The sequence below is a fragment of the Neorhizobium sp. PAMB6716 genome (assembly GCF_058242805.1).
Map to the genome: position 1 here is coordinate 49,221 of NZ_JBZAYW010000003.1, position 16,614 is coordinate 65,834.

General features: G+C 61.2%; 15 protein-coding genes. 11 read left to right on the forward strand and 4 right to left on the reverse strand.

Annotated features, from left to right (window positions below):
- Positions 1–17 precede the first annotated feature (17 nt).
- Together AC4CWH_RS25275 and AC4CWH_RS25280 are read right to left on the reverse strand one after the other, a co-directional pair.
- Positions 18–1,202: an efflux RND transporter periplasmic adaptor subunit gene (locus AC4CWH_RS25275; protein WP_491322477.1), complete on the reverse strand. Its 1,185-nt coding sequence runs from the start codon at positions 1,200–1,202 to the stop codon at positions 18–20.
- 59 nt (positions 1,203–1,261) lie between these two features.
- Positions 1,262–2,053 carry an alpha/beta hydrolase fold domain-containing protein gene (locus AC4CWH_RS25280; protein WP_491322478.1) on the reverse strand — a complete coding sequence of 264 codons (792 nt, stop codon included), beginning with the start codon at positions 2,051–2,053 and terminating at the stop codon, positions 1,262–1,264.
- Positions 2,054–2,183: 130 nt separating this feature from the next.
- Here AC4CWH_RS25280 and AC4CWH_RS25285 point away from each other — a divergent pair, with 130 nt between their 5' ends.
- The 7 genes from AC4CWH_RS25285 to AC4CWH_RS25315 all read left to right on the forward strand — a co-directional run bounded on the left by AC4CWH_RS25285 (position 2,184) and on the right by AC4CWH_RS25315 (position 10,110).
- Positions 2,184–3,080, forward strand: coding sequence for a LysR family transcriptional regulator (locus AC4CWH_RS25285; protein WP_491322547.1), 897 nt, complete (start codon positions 2,184–2,186; stop codon positions 3,078–3,080).
- A gap of 105 nt (positions 3,081–3,185) precedes the next feature.
- A complete protein-coding gene (locus AC4CWH_RS25290; protein WP_491288107.1) occupies positions 3,186–4,103 on the forward strand; it encodes a LysR family transcriptional regulator in 918 nt (305 codons plus the stop codon).
- A 151-nt stretch (positions 4,104–4,254) separates the two neighbouring features.
- Positions 4,255–5,247: a Bug family tripartite tricarboxylate transporter substrate binding protein gene (locus AC4CWH_RS25295; protein WP_491322479.1), complete on the forward strand. Its 993-nt coding sequence runs from the start codon at positions 4,255–4,257 to the stop codon at positions 5,245–5,247.
- A gap of 80 nt (positions 5,248–5,327) precedes the next feature.
- Positions 5,328–5,849: a tripartite tricarboxylate transporter TctB family protein gene (locus tag AC4CWH_RS25300; protein ID WP_491322480.1), complete on the forward strand. Its 522-nt coding sequence runs from the start codon at positions 5,328–5,330 to the stop codon at positions 5,847–5,849.
- Between the two features lie 3 nt (positions 5,850–5,852).
- Positions 5,853–7,358, forward strand: a complete 1,506-nt coding sequence (locus AC4CWH_RS25305; RefSeq protein ID WP_491322481.1) for a tripartite tricarboxylate transporter permease — start codon at positions 5,853–5,855, stop codon at positions 7,356–7,358.
- Positions 7,359–7,360: 2 nt separating this feature from the next.
- On the forward strand, positions 7,361–8,215 hold the full coding sequence (locus tag AC4CWH_RS25310; protein WP_491322482.1) for a shikimate dehydrogenase family protein: 855 nt from the start codon (positions 7,361–7,363) through the stop codon (positions 8,213–8,215).
- Positions 8,215–10,110, forward strand: coding sequence for a bifunctional sugar phosphate isomerase/epimerase/4-hydroxyphenylpyruvate dioxygenase family protein (locus tag AC4CWH_RS25315; RefSeq protein ID WP_491322483.1), 1,896 nt, complete (start codon positions 8,215–8,217; stop codon positions 10,108–10,110). Before AC4CWH_RS25310 ends, AC4CWH_RS25315 begins: the two co-directional genes overlap by 1 nt.
- A gap of 53 nt (positions 10,111–10,163) precedes the next feature.
- On the opposite strand, the gene AC4CWH_RS25320 is transcribed toward AC4CWH_RS25315, so the two are convergent.
- Both AC4CWH_RS25320 and AC4CWH_RS25325 read right to left on the reverse strand, forming a co-directional pair.
- The gene (locus AC4CWH_RS25320; RefSeq protein ID WP_491322484.1) at positions 10,164–10,310 is read right to left on the reverse strand and encodes a DUF1127 domain-containing protein; all 147 of its coding nucleotides are present in this window, start codon (positions 10,308–10,310) and stop codon (positions 10,164–10,166) included.
- A gap of 139 nt (positions 10,311–10,449) precedes the next feature.
- The gene (locus AC4CWH_RS25325; protein WP_491322485.1) at positions 10,450–11,427 is read right to left on the reverse strand and encodes a GlxA family transcriptional regulator; all 978 of its coding nucleotides are present in this window, start codon (positions 11,425–11,427) and stop codon (positions 10,450–10,452) included.
- Positions 11,428–11,517: 90 nt separating this feature from the next.
- Between AC4CWH_RS25325 and AC4CWH_RS25330 the strand changes: the two genes are divergently transcribed.
- Genes AC4CWH_RS25330 through AC4CWH_RS25345 form a run of 4 tightly spaced genes read left to right on the forward strand, consistent with a single transcriptional unit; the run spans position 11,518 to position 16,562 of the window.
- Entirely contained in the window at positions 11,518–12,768 is a 1,251-nt protein-coding gene (locus AC4CWH_RS25330; protein ID WP_491322486.1) for a sarcosine oxidase subunit beta family protein, read from the forward strand.
- Positions 12,769–12,791: 23 nt separating this feature from the next.
- Positions 12,792–13,064 carry a sarcosine oxidase subunit delta gene (locus tag AC4CWH_RS25335; RefSeq protein ID WP_491322487.1) on the forward strand — a complete coding sequence of 91 codons (273 nt, stop codon included), beginning with the start codon at positions 12,792–12,794 and terminating at the stop codon, positions 13,062–13,064.
- Positions 13,061–16,027 carry a sarcosine oxidase subunit alpha family protein gene (locus AC4CWH_RS25340; protein WP_491322488.1) on the forward strand — a complete coding sequence of 989 codons (2,967 nt, stop codon included), beginning with the start codon at positions 13,061–13,063 and terminating at the stop codon, positions 16,025–16,027. The genes AC4CWH_RS25335 and AC4CWH_RS25340 overlap by 4 nt, the downstream gene beginning before the upstream one ends.
- A gap of 16 nt (positions 16,028–16,043) precedes the next feature.
- The gene (locus AC4CWH_RS25345) at positions 16,044–16,562 is read left to right on the forward strand and encodes a sarcosine oxidase subunit gamma family protein (protein ID WP_491322548.1); all 519 of its coding nucleotides are present in this window, start codon (positions 16,044–16,046) and stop codon (positions 16,560–16,562) included.
- The last annotated feature ends 52 nt before the right edge of the window (positions 16,563–16,614 follow it).

Below are 16,614 nucleotides of genomic sequence, written 5' to 3' on the forward strand. Positions count from 1 at the left end.
TCAGATGATTGAAACTGTTATTGCTTGGCGAGCTGAGCCTTTTCCTGCGGCACGACCACGGCGCCGGGACGCAGACGCTGCAGGCCGCTGACCACGATCCGGTCGCCCGCTGCAAGCCCGGCTTCGACGAGGCGTCCGCCATCGATCCCGACGCCAAGTTTCACTTCGCGGTACGTCGCGACATTGGCCTGATCGACGAGGAACACAAATTTCTTGTCCTGATCCGTGCCGATGGCAAGTTCGCTGACGGCAAGTCTTGGCTCGCTCTTCGGTTCGCCAAGGCGAATGCGCACGAACTGGCCGGGTAACAACCGCCCGTCCGGATTATCGAACACGGCCCGCACGCGCACGGTGCCACTTGCCTGATCCACTTCGTTGTCGATCAGTTGCAGCTTGCCGCGAAGGGGAGCGTCCGGCGCCTGCGCCGTGCGGATCTCAACCGGAACCTCGTCCAGCGAGGGAACGCCGTTCACCACCGGCAGGGCGGCCAAGGTGCGGCCGATCATTTCCTCGCCGACGCTGAAGCTTGCATAGATCGGATCGACCGAGACGATGGTGGTGAGAACCGGGGAACCCGCCCCCGCCGCCACCAGATTGCCGACCGTCAGTTCCAGCCGGCCGGCGCGTCCGGAAACCGGGGCGCGGATCTTCGTGTGGTCGAGATCGATCTGCGCTGCCGCCAGTTGCGCTTGTGCCGATTGCAGATCGGCAACGGCCTGGGCATGTGTGCTGAGGCGCTGGGCATAATCACTCTGCGAAATCGTCCGGGATGCCGACAAAGCCTTGCCGCGCTCCATTTCCGCCACGGCAAGATCAAGCCTTGCGCTTGCGGACGCCACCTGCCCCGCCGCCTGGGCGCGCACGGCCTCGAACGGTGCGGGATCAATGGTGACCAGCAGATCGCCGGCCTTCACCAGCCCGCCTTCACGGAAATGAACCGACTGGATGGCGCCGGCAACACGCGAGCGCAGTTGCACCCGCTCCACCGATTCCAGCCGGCCGGAAAACTCCTGCCAGATGGCGACCGTGCGGGGCTGCACGGTTTCCACGGTGACCGGAACGGCCGGAGGTGCTGCCGCCTGTTCGGTGGCGCGCGCAGGCGTCGTCTGCAACAGGTCAAGATGCGTCAATCCCACGAATGCGGGCACGACGAGGCTCATGCCGGCAACCCAGAGGGTCCGGCTCTTCAAGATCGATGTCATCATTGTTCTCCTGGATAGGCGCTAGCGGTGCGCCAGACCGAAATTTTCCTGCACTGTGTTCATAGGAGTTCCGCAACAAATGCTGCGAAAGCCTGGGTTACGTCTTCTCCCCAGCGGCCGGCTTGTCCTGAATAGATGCCGGTCCAATCACGTCCCGGGCCAAGGATATGCTGGCGCAAAAAGACACCCGCATCCCCAAGCCGTTTGGCGTAAGCCAGAATTTCATCCCGCAGCGGATCGTCCTCGGCGCTCACGATGAGAGCGGGCGCAAGACCCGAAAGGCGCGAACAGAGACAGGGCGCTGCATAGGGATGCGTGTGGCCGAAAGCGCACTGCAGATACCGGCTCCAGCCATCCGCCCAGCGCTGCCGCATGCCGATTTCGTCGGCGCGCCGGATGGAAGCGCTTGTCATCTGCGGATCAATCATCGGCGACAACAGCACCTGACCGGAAAGCCCGCCCGGCATATGGTCGCGCGCCTTCAGCGCAATGCCTGCGGCGATATTGCCGCCGGCCTCGTCTCCGGCCACAAACAGTTTCGAGCGGGCGCCGGCAAAATCCTTCTTGCGAAGAGACAGTCGCAGCAAGACCTGCAGGCCACGCTCTATCGCCTGTGGGAAAATGACAGGCCTGTCCCGCGCATAGGCGACTTCGACGACCACCGCACCGCTGTCGGCCAAGGCACGGGCGCCCGGTCGCTCCACATCGCTGGGTGTCGTCTGTTCAAACGAATCGCCCGCGAAATAGAGCACCAGGGGCGCTGACTTTACTGCCACGGCGCAAGGGTAGACGCGCACGGGAAGGCTCTCCTCCCCTTGCGTGATCTCCATCTCTGTCCACGGCGTCGCCATCGCACGGCCTGCTTGCTGTTTCTTGTGTGAGTTGATATTATTATCTTCTCATTGGCGCACAAGCAGGCCAGAATGGGCAACACTATTCCATATTTGCGGACAATACTGCGCTGCACCTAAGGAGGCAGAACTGGATCAGCTCTCTGCAATGCGGGTTTTCCTGCGCGTCGTCGAAACCGGCAACTTTACCCGGGCGGCGGCGGCCCTCGACATGCCGAAAACCAGTGTCACCAATCAGGTGCAGGCGCTGGAGGCGCATCTGCGCACCAAGCTTCTCAACCGCACGACCCGCCGTGTCGTTCTGACCACCGATGGCGCGCTGTATTATGAGCGCGCCCTGCAGATTGTCTCCGAGCTGGAAGAACTGGACGGCAGCCTTTCCAATTCGGACGCTCAACCCTCCGGCCGCCTGCGGGTGGAAATGGCGGGTGCGTTTGCCGATTGCGTGGTGATCCCGGCGCTCTGCGACTTTGCCAAACAATATCCGCAAATCAGGCTGGATATCGGTGTCGGAGACCGGCTGGTCGATTACATCGCGGAAAACGTCGATTGTGCACTGCGTGCGGGAACGCCGACCGACCAGTCCCTGATTGCCCGCAAGGTGGGCCAGATCAAGCTGTTCAGTTATGCCGCGCCGCTTTATCTCGAACGGCACGGCACGCCCACGCATCCCCGTGATCTCGAGACAACGCATATGAGTGTCGGCTACCTGAATGCCCAGACCAGCCGGGTTCTCACCATGGATTTCCGCAAGGGAGAGGAACTCCTGGAAATCTCGCCGCGCTATATCCTCTCTGTCAGCGACAGCCGCAGTTATGTCACTGCGGCCATCGCCGGCCTGGGCATTGCCCAGTCGCCGCCTTTCCTCGTCAAGACTGCGCTCGACACGGGTCAGCTTGTGCCTGTTCTGACCGATTGGGAGTGCGAGACGATGCCGCTCTACATCGTGTATCCGCAGACGCGCCACATGAGCAACAAGCTCCGGAGTTTCGTGGACTGGCTGAGCAGGCTCGTTCAGACCTTGTGATGCGCGCAAGCCTGACGCCGCTTCTGCAGGAATGGAGCCGAATGCAATTGTCAGGCGGGCCTCTTTGCGTCAGATGTTAGCATCTATGCAGGGGGGGAACGCTAGATGACGCTGACATTGCGCCAGATCGAGGTCGTTCGAGCGGTGATGGTTGCCGGCTCCATCGTCGGGGCGGCCAGGCTTTTGAATATTGCGCAACCCGGCGTCAGCCGCACGATGAAATATATCGAGGCGTCCCTCGGCATAAGGCTGTTTACGCGCAAGGGCGGGCGATACGTGCCGACCGAAGAAGCGCGCGATATTTTTGCCCAGTTGCAGGATGTGCACCGCAAGCTAAATGACCTGCATTTTTCGATTTCAAGGCTTGAACGAGGCGGTGGCGTGGAGCTGGCGATCGGATCGGTTCCCAGCATCGCGAACGCCATGGTTCCGGGCGCCATCGCAAGGCTGATGGGACATTATCCTGACATTCGCGTCAATTTCGACATCCTGAAGATCGAGGAAGCCATCGACTATCTGCTGCTCGGAAAGGGCGAGCTGGTAGCGATGAGCTACAAGCTTGACCATCCGTCCCTGACATTCGAGCCGCTATCGAAGGGCTATCTTGTCTGTGTCGCCTCGAAGGATCATCCGGTTGCGGCATATCGACGGATTTCAGCCCGGGAAATCGTCTCCCATCCGCTGATCGGCATCGATCCCCGCGACCCTTACGGGGCGATCATGGCCAGCATCTTCGAGCGTGAGGGGCTGGAATACAAGATCCCGATCCGCGCCCGTTTCGGCACCGCCGTCTGTGCGCTCGTCAAGCGCAACCTCGGCATCGCCGTCATTGACGCCTTTACCGTGGGTGAGATGTCGGATCCGGACCTGCGCGTCATCCCGATCGAAGAGGACACCATCTTCCAGACCTATGTGGCGTATCGATCCGACATCCACCTCTCCAGTTATGCGGAGCGGCTGGTGCATTTCCTGCGCCAGGACATGAACGCATTGATCGCAGGCGGCGTCTCCAATTATACATAACCTGATGGTATGCCGACTGATAAAAACGGTATTTGCGTTATAGCGATAGATTGACAATTATCAGAGCGTACGTTGATCACAGTGACAAGACCGCGCAAGAGGAGTGCGGTTGCTGTGTTTTAAACGACTTGATTCCAAGGGAGGAATGTTAATGAATGGCTTCAAGAAAGCGCTTGTTGCGCTGACGCTTCTGTCCGGTCCGGCCATGGCTGCGGACTTTCCCGAAAAAGACCTTCAGGGCGTGATCCAGTGGGGCGCTGGCGGCAGCACCGATCTGGTGATGCGGTCCGTTGCGCCGCATGTCGAAAAAGTGCTCGGCCGCAGCATCGTGATGACCAACAAGACCGGCGGCGTCGGCGTCATTGCCACGCAGTTCGTGTCCACCCAGCCGTCCGACGGTTACACGCTGCTGATGAGCGCGGAAAACCCGCAGCTCTATAAGGTCATGGGCCTGTCGAACCTCGACTATTCGAATTTCTATGCCGTCAACGTGCTGGCACGCGGCATTCCGGTGCTGGTGGCCAACAAGGATGCGCCCTTCAACACCATCAAGGAACTGGTCGATTATGTGCAGGCCAATCCCGGCAAGGTGAAGATGGGATCGACCGGCCCGGGCGGCCTTCCGTCCGTCGTGGGTGGCATGCTGTCCAGCGAACTTGATTTCAAGGTCACCTCCGTTCCCTTCGATGGCGATGGCCCGGCGCTGACCGCTATGCAGGGCGGCGCGGTGCAGTTTATGCCAGCCGTTCTGGGGGCTGCTGTCGAGCATGTGAAGGCTGGACGCATCAAGATGCTCGGCATCTTCGACAGCCAGTCGAGCCCGGTCCTGCCGGATGCCAAGCCGATCACCGCCGACTTCCCGCAGTTTGAAAAGCTGATGCCCTGGGGTCCCTTCTTCGGCGTCTTCGTCAAGCAGGATACGCCCGATGACGTGAAGGCAAAGCTCGTTGCCGCCTTCAAGGCGGGTGCCGAAGCCCCGGAATTCCAGAAGCTGCTGACAGATCGCGGTTATGTCTCGATGAATATTTCGGGCAGCGAAGCGGATGCCTTCCTGAAGAAGTGGCAGTCGACCACGGCCTGGGTTGCCCACAGTGCCGGCATGACCAAGAAGTCGCCGGAAGAGTTCGGCATTCCCAAGCCCTGATCATTCATTCAGCCTCCGCCGGTTTGCCATGGCACACCGGCGGCGCGCTGCCGCCAGCGGCAGCTTGAGGAGACACGTCCATGCAAAACGATATGCCGGCACGTCGGCCTGGCGAACTGATCTTCAATATCATCCTTCTCGCCTTCAGCCTGTTCATGCTCTGGCAGGCCACCTTGATTTCCGGCTTCAGCTCGGTCAGTTCCGCCGGTGCCTTTCCGATGGCAATGGCCGCCATCATGGCAACGACCAGTGCGATCTCGATTGTTGCGAACCTGAAACGAAGGGCCGACCCCGACGCCTTCAAGCGATTCCGCAAGGATATCCTGCCACCTGCGGTTATCGTTTTTGCAGCACTGATCCTCGTCTATTCGCTGCTTCTCGAATCTCTCGGCTTCATCCTTGCCTCCTTTGCCTTCCTGCTCACGGCATCGAGCTTCCTGCAGGGCGGCAATATCAAGCGCGCGCTTTTGCTTTCCACGCTGTCGATCGTCGGCGTCTATATCGTTTTCAGGCTGATCTTCCAGGTTGTGCTGCCCGAAGGTATCATTCCCGAACGCGCCATCATGGCCGCGATCAGCGACTTCTTTTCCGGGGCCCGTTGAGACATGACCGACGCTTTAGCCTATCTGTTTTCGTCGTGGCTACAGCCCGAACTGCTGATGCTCACCGCCCTCGGCACATTCGCCGGCATCTATATCGGCGCCATCCCCGGCCTTTCGGTCACCATGGCGGTGTCCATCCTGATCTCGTTCACCTTCTCGTGGGAGGTTAATCCGGCGCTGGCGCTGATGAACGGCATCTTCATGGGCGGCGTCTATGGCGGATCGCGCACGGCGATCCTTCTGAATATTCCCGGTGCGCCTGCCGCCATCGCCACGGCGCTCGACGGCTACCCGCTTGCCCAGAAAGGCGAGGCCGGAGCCGCCATCGGTCTTTCCACCGTCATGTCCTTCATTGGCGGGTTCATCGGCATTTTCGTGCTGGCGGTTGCAGCACCGACGGTCAGCGAATTTGCCATCACATTCCAGCCGCGCGACTACATGCTGCTGGCCGTGATGGGCATTCTGCTGGTTGGCTCCCTCTCGGGCGAAAGCCTCTCCAAGGGCCTTTTCGCCGGAGCGCTCGGCATGCTGCTCGGCACTGTCGGCCTTGACCCGATGACTGCCGAACAGCGTTTCACCTTCGGTTCTGTGCAGTTGATGAACGGGATTTCCCCGATTGCCCTGATGATCGGCCTGTTCGGCGTTTCCGAAGCATTGCTCCAGCTGCACAATCTCAACGCCGCGGCAATCAAGCAGAAGGTCGACAAGATCGTGCCATCGCTTGCCGATGTGCGCAAATACCTGCCGCTCAGCCTGCAGACCTCGTCGATCGGTGTCATCATCGGCGCGCTGCCGGGAACGGGCGGCGATATTGCAGCCCTCATGGCCTATGACCACGCCAAGCGCGTGACGAAAAACCCTGAAGTACCCTTTGGCCAAGGCGCCAAGGAAGGCCTTGTCGGCCCTGAAACAGCCAACAATGCAGCCGTCGGAGGCGCTTATATCCCGATGCTGACGCTTGGCATACCGGGTGATGCGGTCACCGCCATCATCATCGGCGCACTCTTCATTCACGGCCTCAACCCCGGCCCGCTACTGATGATCGAGAAGCCGGATATCTTCTGGTTCACCGTTGGCAACCTGATGCTGGCCAATATTTTCATGCTGATCTTCGGCCTCACCGGCATCAAGATCTTCACCCGTATCGTCGAATGCCCCAAGGCAATCCTGTTCCCGCTGATCCTGCTTTTGAGCGTCGTCGGTGCCTTCTCGATCAACAATGCCGTGTCGGATGTCTGGTGGATGCTGGGTTTTGGTGTCTTCGGTTATTTCCTGAAACTCTATGGTTATCAGGTCGGTCCGGTCGTGCTCGGCATTATCCTCAGCCGTCTGATGGATGACAACTGGCGCCGCGCGGTGATTTCCGAGCAGGATAATGTTCCAGCCGTGTTCCATGGCATTCTGACAAGCCCGCTTTCGCTGACACTGTTCCTGATCATCGTCTTCGTGCTGGTGAAGCAGACGCCCCTATGGCGTGGCGTAACACGGCTTCTGCGACGGGAGGCGTGAAAATGGGTGAGCGCAGCTTCCGTCTCGGCCTGATCGGCGACAATATCGCGGCCTCGCAGTCACCCCGTCTGCATGTGCTTGCAGGCAGGCTCTGTGGGCTTGACGTCAGCTATGAACGGTTGGTGCCTGCGCAGATGGGCCGCTCCTTCGAGGAGATCTTTGCCTGGTGCGGCACGGAAGGTTTTGCCGGGATCAACGTGACCTATCCGTATAAGGAAAAGGTGACGACATTCGTTCATGTCGAAGATCCGGCGGTCGCCGCCATCGGCGCCTGTAACACGGTGATCTTCGGCAAACCGGTTCCACTTGGCGCCAATACCGATCATTCCGGCTTCATGCGCGCCTTCGAGGCATCGTTCGGCACAGAAAAGCCCGGACATGTCGCCATGGCCGGGGCCGGCGGCGTCGGCAAGGCGATTGCCTTTGCACTTGCCGGCCTTGGATGCACGCAACTGACCATATTCGACACGGACCGCAGCCGTGCCGAGCCACTGGTGAGTGAATTGAAGGCGTCGTTCTCCATGCCGGTTCAGATTGCGGGGACGATCGAAGAGGCGATGGCGGGAGCCGACGGCCTCGTCAACTGCACACCGCTCGGCATGGTCGGATATGGCGGAAGCGCCTTTCCGGCCAGCCTGATCAGAAAGCCGCGCTGGGCTTTCGATGCCGTTTATACGCCGGTGGACACCGAATTCCTTATCGCCTGCCGCAGCGCCGGTGCTGTTATCCTCAGCGGCTACGAATTGTTCTTTTTCCAGGGCGTCGATGCCTTCAGGCTGTTTACCGGCGCCGAGGTCGACACGCAGGCGCTGCGCCGTGACCTTCTTCAACCGATCAAAGCCGGAGACATTTTCTGATGAAAAGCTCGATCGCCACCGTCTCCATCAGCGGCGAATTCCAGGACAAGCTGGCAGCCATTGCCAAAGCCGGGTTCGATGCGATCGAGATCTTCGAAAATGACTTCCTAGCTTTTGACCGCTCACCGCGCGAGGTGGGGCAGATGGTACGCGATCATGGGCTTGCGATCAGTCTCTACCAGCCCTTTCGCGATTTCGAAGGCATGCCGGAACCGTTTCGCGCCCGCAATTTCGACCGTGCGGAACGCAAGTTCGATGTCATGGCGGAACTGGGCACGGATCTCATGCTGGTCTGCTCGAATGTCTCCACCGTTTCGCTCGGCGGCATCGATCGGGCAGCGGCCGATTTTCATGAACTGGGCGAACGCGCGGCAAAACGCGGGCTTCGCGTTGGCTACGAGGCGCTCGCCTGGGGCCGCCATATCAACGATCACCGCGACGCCTGGGAAATCGTGCGCCGCGCCGACCACACCAATATCGGCCTGATCCTCGACAGTTTTCACACGCTGTCCCGAAAGATCGACGTGCAGTCGATCCGCGCCATCCCCGGCGACAAGATCTTTATCGTGCAACTGGCCGACGCACCGATGATCGAGATGGATCTGCTGTACTGGTCACGGCATTTTCGCAATATGCCCGGCGAAGGCGATCTGGCCGTCACCGATTTCATGCGCGCGGTCGCGGCCACGGGCTATGATGGCTATGTCTCTCTCGAGATCTTCAACGACCAGTTCCGCGGCGGTGCATCCGCTGCCATCTCGGCCGATGGCAAGCGGTCGATCACGCACCTGTTGGATGAGGTCCATCGCCGCGAGCCGGCGGCTCTTCCAGGCCTGCCTGCCATTCCGGCAAAGGCGGATGTGGAGGATGTTGCCTTCATCGAATTTGCCGTTGGTGATAACGAAGGACAGCAGCTGGAGGCGCTTCTGGCAACGCTTGGTTTTCGCCAGGTCGCGCAGCATCGCAGCAAAGCTGTCAGCCTGTTTCGCCAGGGCGGCGTCAATCTGATTCTGAACCGGGAAGAGCGCGGCTTTGCCAGCGCCTCCTATCTGGTGCACGGTGCCAATGCCTATGCGATGGCGCTGATGGTGGATGATGCGAGGCAAGCGCGCGCGCGTGCCATAGCACTGGGTGCAGAACCCTTCGATCAAGCGGTCGAAACGGGCGAAGTAGCAATTCCCGCAATCCGCGGGGTCGGCGGCGGGCTTGTCTATTTCCTCGATCGAAAGACGGATCTTGGCCGTATCTTCGAGATCGATTTCAGTTCCGTCGGCGATTCGACAGCTGGTAATGCCGGCATTGGTCTCACCCGGATCGACCACATCGCCCAGACGGTTCGCTACGATGAAATGCCGACCTGGCTCCTGTTCTACACGTCGCTGCTCAACGTCCACAAGACGCCGATGGTCGACATCGTCGACCCCGCAGGCCTGGTGCGCAGCCAGGTGGTGGAGAATGACACGGGCCACCTTCGCATCACGCTGAACGGGGCGGAAAACCGCAACACCCTCGCCGGCCATTTCCTGTCGGAAAATTTCGGCTCCGGTATCCAGCATCTGGCCTTCGAGACACAGGATATCCTCAAGACCGCACAGATGTTGTCGGAGCGAGGCTTCATTTCCCTGTCCATCTCGCCGAACTATTACGACGATCTGGAAGCGCGTTTCGGGCTCGACCCTGAACTTGTCGACAGACTTCGCGCGTTCAACATTCTCTATGATCGCGACGAAACGGGCGAATATTTCCAGCTCTACAGCCCGACCTATGGCGAAGGCTTTTTCTTCGAGATTGTCGAGCGGCGCGGCTATCGAGGTTATGGCGCGGCCAATGCCATCTTCCGCATTGCAGCCCTTCGCAAGTTCCTGCGCCCGGCAGGCATGCCGACCGGGATCTAGAGCGTTTCCGCGCTTTACTGAATCGGTTTGATTCACAAAATCCGCCCGACGCTCTAACGAGCGACCGACTGGCGCGCAACGCTGTGGATGTCAGCACGATCGATACCCAGGTCCTGCAGTTCGCGCGAACTCATGCGGCCGAGTTCGGTAACGGTCTGACGGTACTTGCGCCGGTTGTTGAAAGAGCGTGCTAGGTTCATGATGATCCCCTTTCGTGAGGTCTTTTGGCGCCAGCAACCTTGCCTTGGTTCCAACGTCGTTTCGATGATTGGAATATAGGCTCTCAGTGGACATCAACACCCGCACCTCTGCCGGTGGTGGCGGTCAATGTCACGGCGCCTAACGGTTGCGCAGGGCCGCGGTACGAAAACCGACGGGGGAGTTGCCCGAAAAAGTCCTGAAGGCGCGTGAAAAGTGGCTGGCGCTGGAAAAGCCGGTGGCGAAGGCGATCTCTGCGATCGACAGAGGACTCTGTTCCAGCAGACGGCGGGCATGGTCGAGGCGGATCTTGCGATAGGTTTCGAGGAAACCCGTGCGGAGATTTTCCGTAAACAGCCGGTCGAGATGGCGGCTGCTGATGCCGGCAAGCTTTGCCATCTCGCCGCGGCCGAGCGGCTGCTCGATGGTCGTCTCCATTTTTTCGAGAACGGTGAGCAGCGCCGGATGGTGGGTGCCGAAGCGTTCGGCCGCAGAACCACGCTGCGGCGCGCCGGGCTCGGCCACCGCCGCATGCAGATACCAGTCACTGACGCGGCGGGCGAAATGCGACCCCATGCGCTCCGATATCATCGCGTGCATCAGGTCGAGGGGAGCGACGCCCCCGGCGCAAGTCACCCGGTCGCCGTCGATCACGTAACGCGCCTGACGCGGCGAAAGATGCGCAAACGCCTCCTGCAGCACCGCCGCATGTTCCCAGTGGATGGTGAAATCCCTGTTGTCGAGCAGGCCGGCAGCCGCAAGAACATAGGCCCCGCTTGATATGCCGCCGATGCGCACGCCCTGGCGCGCAAGCCGTCGCAGCGTGCCATGAACCTCCCCCATCGCCGCCCAATCCTTCGGGCCGCCACCGGCGCAGACGAAGATTGTGTGGCAACCGCCACCCGCCACGGACAGTTCGGCGCAATCGACAGCAACGCCCGACGAACTGCGAACCGCCTCGCCTCGACCGGAGAGCGCGACGATATCGTATAGATCGACGCCGGCAATCAGGTTTGCAGCGCGCAGCGGCTCCACGGCCGAGGCGTAGGACATCAGCGCGAAATTCGGAACCAGCAGAAAACCGATCCTTCGCGTATTTTTCGTATCAAAAGACTTCATGTCTCCTTTCTATCGCAAAAGGTCTTATCTGTGCAATTTTCCGCTTTGCAAACGCGGTAGCATCCGGCCAGATATTTTCGAGGCTTTGCGATGCGCTATTCCGCTCTTTCGATCTTCCTGAAAGGCCTGACGGGCAACAAGAGCTGGGCGCCCGCATGGCGCGATCCGCAGCCGAAGCAGCACTATGACGTGATCATCGTGGGTGGCGGCGGGCATGGGCTGGCGACGGCCTATTATCTTGCCAAGGAATTCGGCATCACCAATGTCGCGGTTCTCGAAAAGACCTATATCGGCTCCGGCAATGTCGGGCGCAACACGACAATCATCCGCTCCAACTATCTGCTGGAAGGCAATAATCCGTTCTACGAGCTTTCGATGAAGCTCTGGGAAGGGCTGGAACAGGACTTCAACTTCAACGCCATGGTTTCCCAGCGTGGCGTGCTCAATCTCTACCACTCCGACGCCCAGCGTGACGCCTACACCCGGCGCGGCAATGCGATGCGGCTGCACGGCGTTGATGCCGAGCTTCTGGATCGCGCGGCGGTGATGGCCAGGCTGCCCTTCCTCGATTACGACAATGCCCGCTTTCCGATCCAGGGCGGGCTTCTCCAGCAGCGCGGCGGCACCGTGCGCCATGACGGCGTAGCCTGGGGCTATGCCCGCGGCGCAGACAGCCGCGGCGTCGATATCATCCAGAATTGCGAAGTCACTGGCATTCGCCGCCAAAACGGCCGCGTGGTCGGGGTGGAGACATCGAGAGGTTTCATCGGCTGCGGCAAGCTCGGCCTTGCAGCCGCGGGCAACTCCTCGCGCGTTGCCGAGATGGCCGGCATGAAGCTGCCGATCGAAAGCCACGTGCTGCAGGCCTTCGTCTCGGAAGGTCTCAAACCCTTTATCGATTGCGTCGTCACCTTTGGCGCCGGGCATTTTTACGTGTCCCAATCCGACAAGGGCGGCCTTGTCTTCGGTGGCGATATCGACGGCTACAATTCCTATGCCCAGCGCGGCAATCTCGCGACCGTCGAGCATGTCGCGGAGGCCGGCAAGGCGATGATCCCGGCGCTGTCGCGCGTGCGCGTGCTGCGCTCATGGGGCGGCATCATGGATATGTCGATGGACGGCTCGCCGATCATCGACAAGACCGCCGTGGAAAACCTCTATCTCAATGCCGGCTGGTGTTACGGCGGCTTCAAGGCGACACCAGCCTCGGGCTTCTGTTTTGCGCACCTGATCGCCAGGGACATGCCGCACGACACGACGCGGCAGATGCGGCTCGATCGCTTCGAGCGCGGTTATCTGCTCGACGAAAAGGGCCAGGGCGCCCAACCCAACCTGCACTGATCCGCCGGACCAAGGAACAAGACATGGCCAGCCTCGTCACCTGCCCGCATTGCGGCGCAAGACCCAAGGAAGAATTCACCGTCAAGGGTGCCGCCCTGCCCCGCCCGGCGCCAGAAGCACTGCAGGCGACATGGTTCGACTACGTCTATCTGCGAGATAACCCGCGCGGCGCGTACCAGGAATACTGGCATCACACCTCCGGCTGCCGGCGTTGGCTGGTTGTGAGCCGCGATACGGCAACACATGAAATTTTCGATAGCAGAGACGCCGCCGACCGGCGCGAGGTAACTGCATGACCCCCTATCGCCTTGCCTCCGGCGGCCTTGTCGATCGCAGCAAGTCCCTCTCCTTCTCCTTCGATGGCAAGGCCATGCAGGGTCTGGAGGGTGACAGCCTTGCCTCCGCGCTTTTGGCCAATGGCCGGCTGCTTGTCGGCCGCAGCTTCAAATACCATCGCCCGCGCGGCGTGCTGACATCCGGCGCTGCCGAGCCCAACGCACTCGTGACCATCGGAGACGGCGGCCGCACCGAGCCGAACACCCGCGCCACCATGCAGGAACTTTATCAGGGTCTGACGGCGACAAGCCAGAACCGCTGGCCGTCGCTCGAACTCGACATCGGCGCGTTGAACAGCCTCCTCTCGCCCTTCCTGGGAGCGGGCTTCTACTACAAGACCTTCATGTGGCCGGCAGCGCTCTGGGAAAAGCTTTACGAACCCTTCATTCGCCGCGCCGCGGGCCTCGGCCGCGCCACCTACGAGACAGATCCGGACACCTACGAAAAGAGCTGGGCGCATTGCGACCTGCTGGTCGTCGGGGCCGGCGCTGCCGGCCTTGCTGCGGCCCTTGCCGCGGCTCGCGCCGGGGCGCGTGTCATTCTGGCCGACGAACAATCCCGGGGCGGCGGCGGTCTCCTGTCCGAGACGGCGACAATCGGCGCAACGGCGGCGCAGGCCTTCGCAGCCGAAACGCTGGCGGAACTGGCCTCCCTGCCGAATGTCACGGTGATGCCGCGCACCACCGTCTTCGGCTGGTATGATGGCAATGTCTTCGGCGCTGTCGAGCGCGTGCAAAAGCACGTCTGCGTGCCGGCGGCCAATCTCCCTGTCGAACGCCTGTGGCGCATCGTCGCCAGGCACGCGCTGCTGGCCACGGGAGCCGAGGAGCGTCCGCTGGTCTTCGGCGGCAACGACATTCCGGGCGTCATGATGGCGGGCGCGATGCGCACCTATCTCAACCGCTACAGCGTGGCGCCCGGCAGGCAGGTGGCGATCTTCACCACAAATGACAGCGGCTATGCGCTGGCCGCCGATCTCGAGGCTGCCGGCATTCCCGCGGCTGTGATCGTCGACAGCCGTCCGGGGTCCGCACCCTCCTCTTACACGGGTAAAACCCGGATCATCTGCGAGGCCGTCGTCAGCGACGCTACCGGCGGCAAGACGCTGTCCGGCATCACCGTGCGCACGCGAAACGGCAGTGAAACGATCATGGTTGACGCGCTTGCCATGTCGGGCGGCTTCAACCCGGTGATCAACCTCGCCTGCCATCGCGGCGGCAGGCCGCAATGGTCGGATGCGAGGGCGACGTTCCTTGCACCCTCGGGCCTGAAGGGATTGTCGTTTGCCGGTGCTGCCGATGCGATAGACGGTCTCGGTGCCTGCCTCGAAGACGGTGCTGCAAAGGGTGCGGCCATTGCCGAAGCCCTCGGTTATGGCAGTTCCAAATCATCTTTCGGCGCAATCGAAGGAGAAATCGTTCCGGTCCCGGCAAAGCCGCTCTGGACCATCAAGGGCGTGCGTGGAAAGGCTTTCGTCGATTACCAGAACGACGTGCATCGCAAGGACCTGGGGCTTGCCGTTCAGGAAGGCTACGGCCATGTGGAGCTTGCAAAGCGCTACACCACCAATGGCATGGCGACCGACCAGGGCAAGCTTTCCAACGTCAACGCCATCGCGTTACTGGCAGAAGCCCGCGGCGTCTCACCGGCCGACGTGGGCACGACGACCTTCCGGCCGTTCTACACGCCCGTTTCGTTCGGCGCGCTGGCAGGCACCTCCCATGGCCACGATTTCCAGCCGGTGCGCAAATCGCCGCTCCATGCCTGGGCCAAGAAGAACGGTGCGGTCTTTGTCGAAACAGGCCTCTGGTACCGCTCGTCATGGTTTCCGCGCACCGGCGAAACCGGCTGGCGCGAGAGCGTCGATCGCGAGGTCTTGAACACCCGCAATAATGCCGGGCTCTGCGATGTCTCCATGCTCGGCAAGATCGAGATCACCGGCGCGGATGCCGCCGAGTTCCTGAACCGAGTCTATTGCAACGCCTTTCTCAAGCTGCCGGTCGGCAAGGCTCGCTACGGCCTGATGCTGCGCGAAGACGGCCATATCTACGACGACGGCACCACCAGCCGCCTTGCCGACGACCGTTATTTCATGACGACGACCACCGCCTATGCCGCGGGCGTCATGAACCATCTGGAATTTTGCTCGCAGGCGCTGTGGCCGGACCTTGATGTCCGCCTGGCATCCGTCACCGACCAATGGGCGCAGATGGCGATCGTCGGCCCGAAATCACGCGCCATCCTCGAACGCATCGGCGATGCCGACCTGTCGAACGAATCTTTCCCATTCCTTGGCGCGGCCGAGGTCTCGCTGTTCGAAGGGGCTGTTCACGGCCGCCTGTTCCGCATCTCGTTTTCAGGCGAACTTGCCTATGAACTGGCGGTACCCGCCGGCTACGGCGAGGCTGTCGCCGATGCGATCATGGAGGCAGGCAAAGAAGACGGCATTCAGCCCTACGGTGTCGAGGCGCTCGCCGTGCTGCGCATCGAAAAGGGCCACGTGACCCACAACGAGATCAACGGAACGGTGGTGCCTGGCGATCTCGGCTTCGGCCGTATGGTTTCCGCCACCAAGCCGGATTTCATCGGCAAGCATATGCTGGCCCGCGAGGGGCTGAACGCGCCAGAGCGGCCGCAGCTGGTCGGCGTCGTACCGCTCGATCCGGCGACGAGCTTCAGTACCGGCGCGCATATCCTCGAAAAGGGCGCGGCGGCTACGTTGGAGAACGATCAGGGCTATGTGTCGTCGAGCTGCTACTCACCGCATATCGGCTCGACCATCGGTCTGGCGCTGGTGCGCCGTGGCTCCAGCCGTCATGGTGAGGAAGTGATGATCTGGAACGGCCTGCGCGGCGAATATACCCCGGGACGGCTTTGCGCGCCCGTCTTCTTCGATCCTGCCAATGAAAAGCTGCATGTCTGATCAGGGGAGATCCATGATGTCGAAATACCGCGTCACCCTTCGCTCCGCGCTTGAGGACAAGCAGCCGGTCCAGCGCAACGGCGTCAGGCTGGAGCCACGCCCGGAAGGCACACTTCTGCATCTGCTCGCCCGCGCATCTGCAAGCGAACTGCCGGGGTTTTCCGGCCACGCCACCGGACTGTCGCTGCGCCCGGTTTCGCCCGGCCAATGGTTTGCCGTGGGCGACACGGCCTTGACCCATGCCAGTCTTCAGGCGCTTGCATCTTTGTTAAAGCCAGAGGTCGATGTCGTCGACCAGAGCCATGGACGCATTCGCATTCTGGTGCTGGGCGCCATGGCGATGCGTGTGCTCGCCAAGGGCACGGCCGTCGATCTGGCAGCCCTTCCCGTCGGCCGGTCAGTGACGACGCTGATCGGGCACATCACGGCCCATGTGACGCGGGTCGATGATGACGCATTCGAACTCATCGTCTTGCGCGGCTTTGCCGAAAGCCTGTGGGACGAACTGGTGCAGATGAGCCTGGAATTCAGTTGAGACTGACCGGGGAGATCCCAATGCCTGCCGCAACTTATCGCCCTCCCGACCG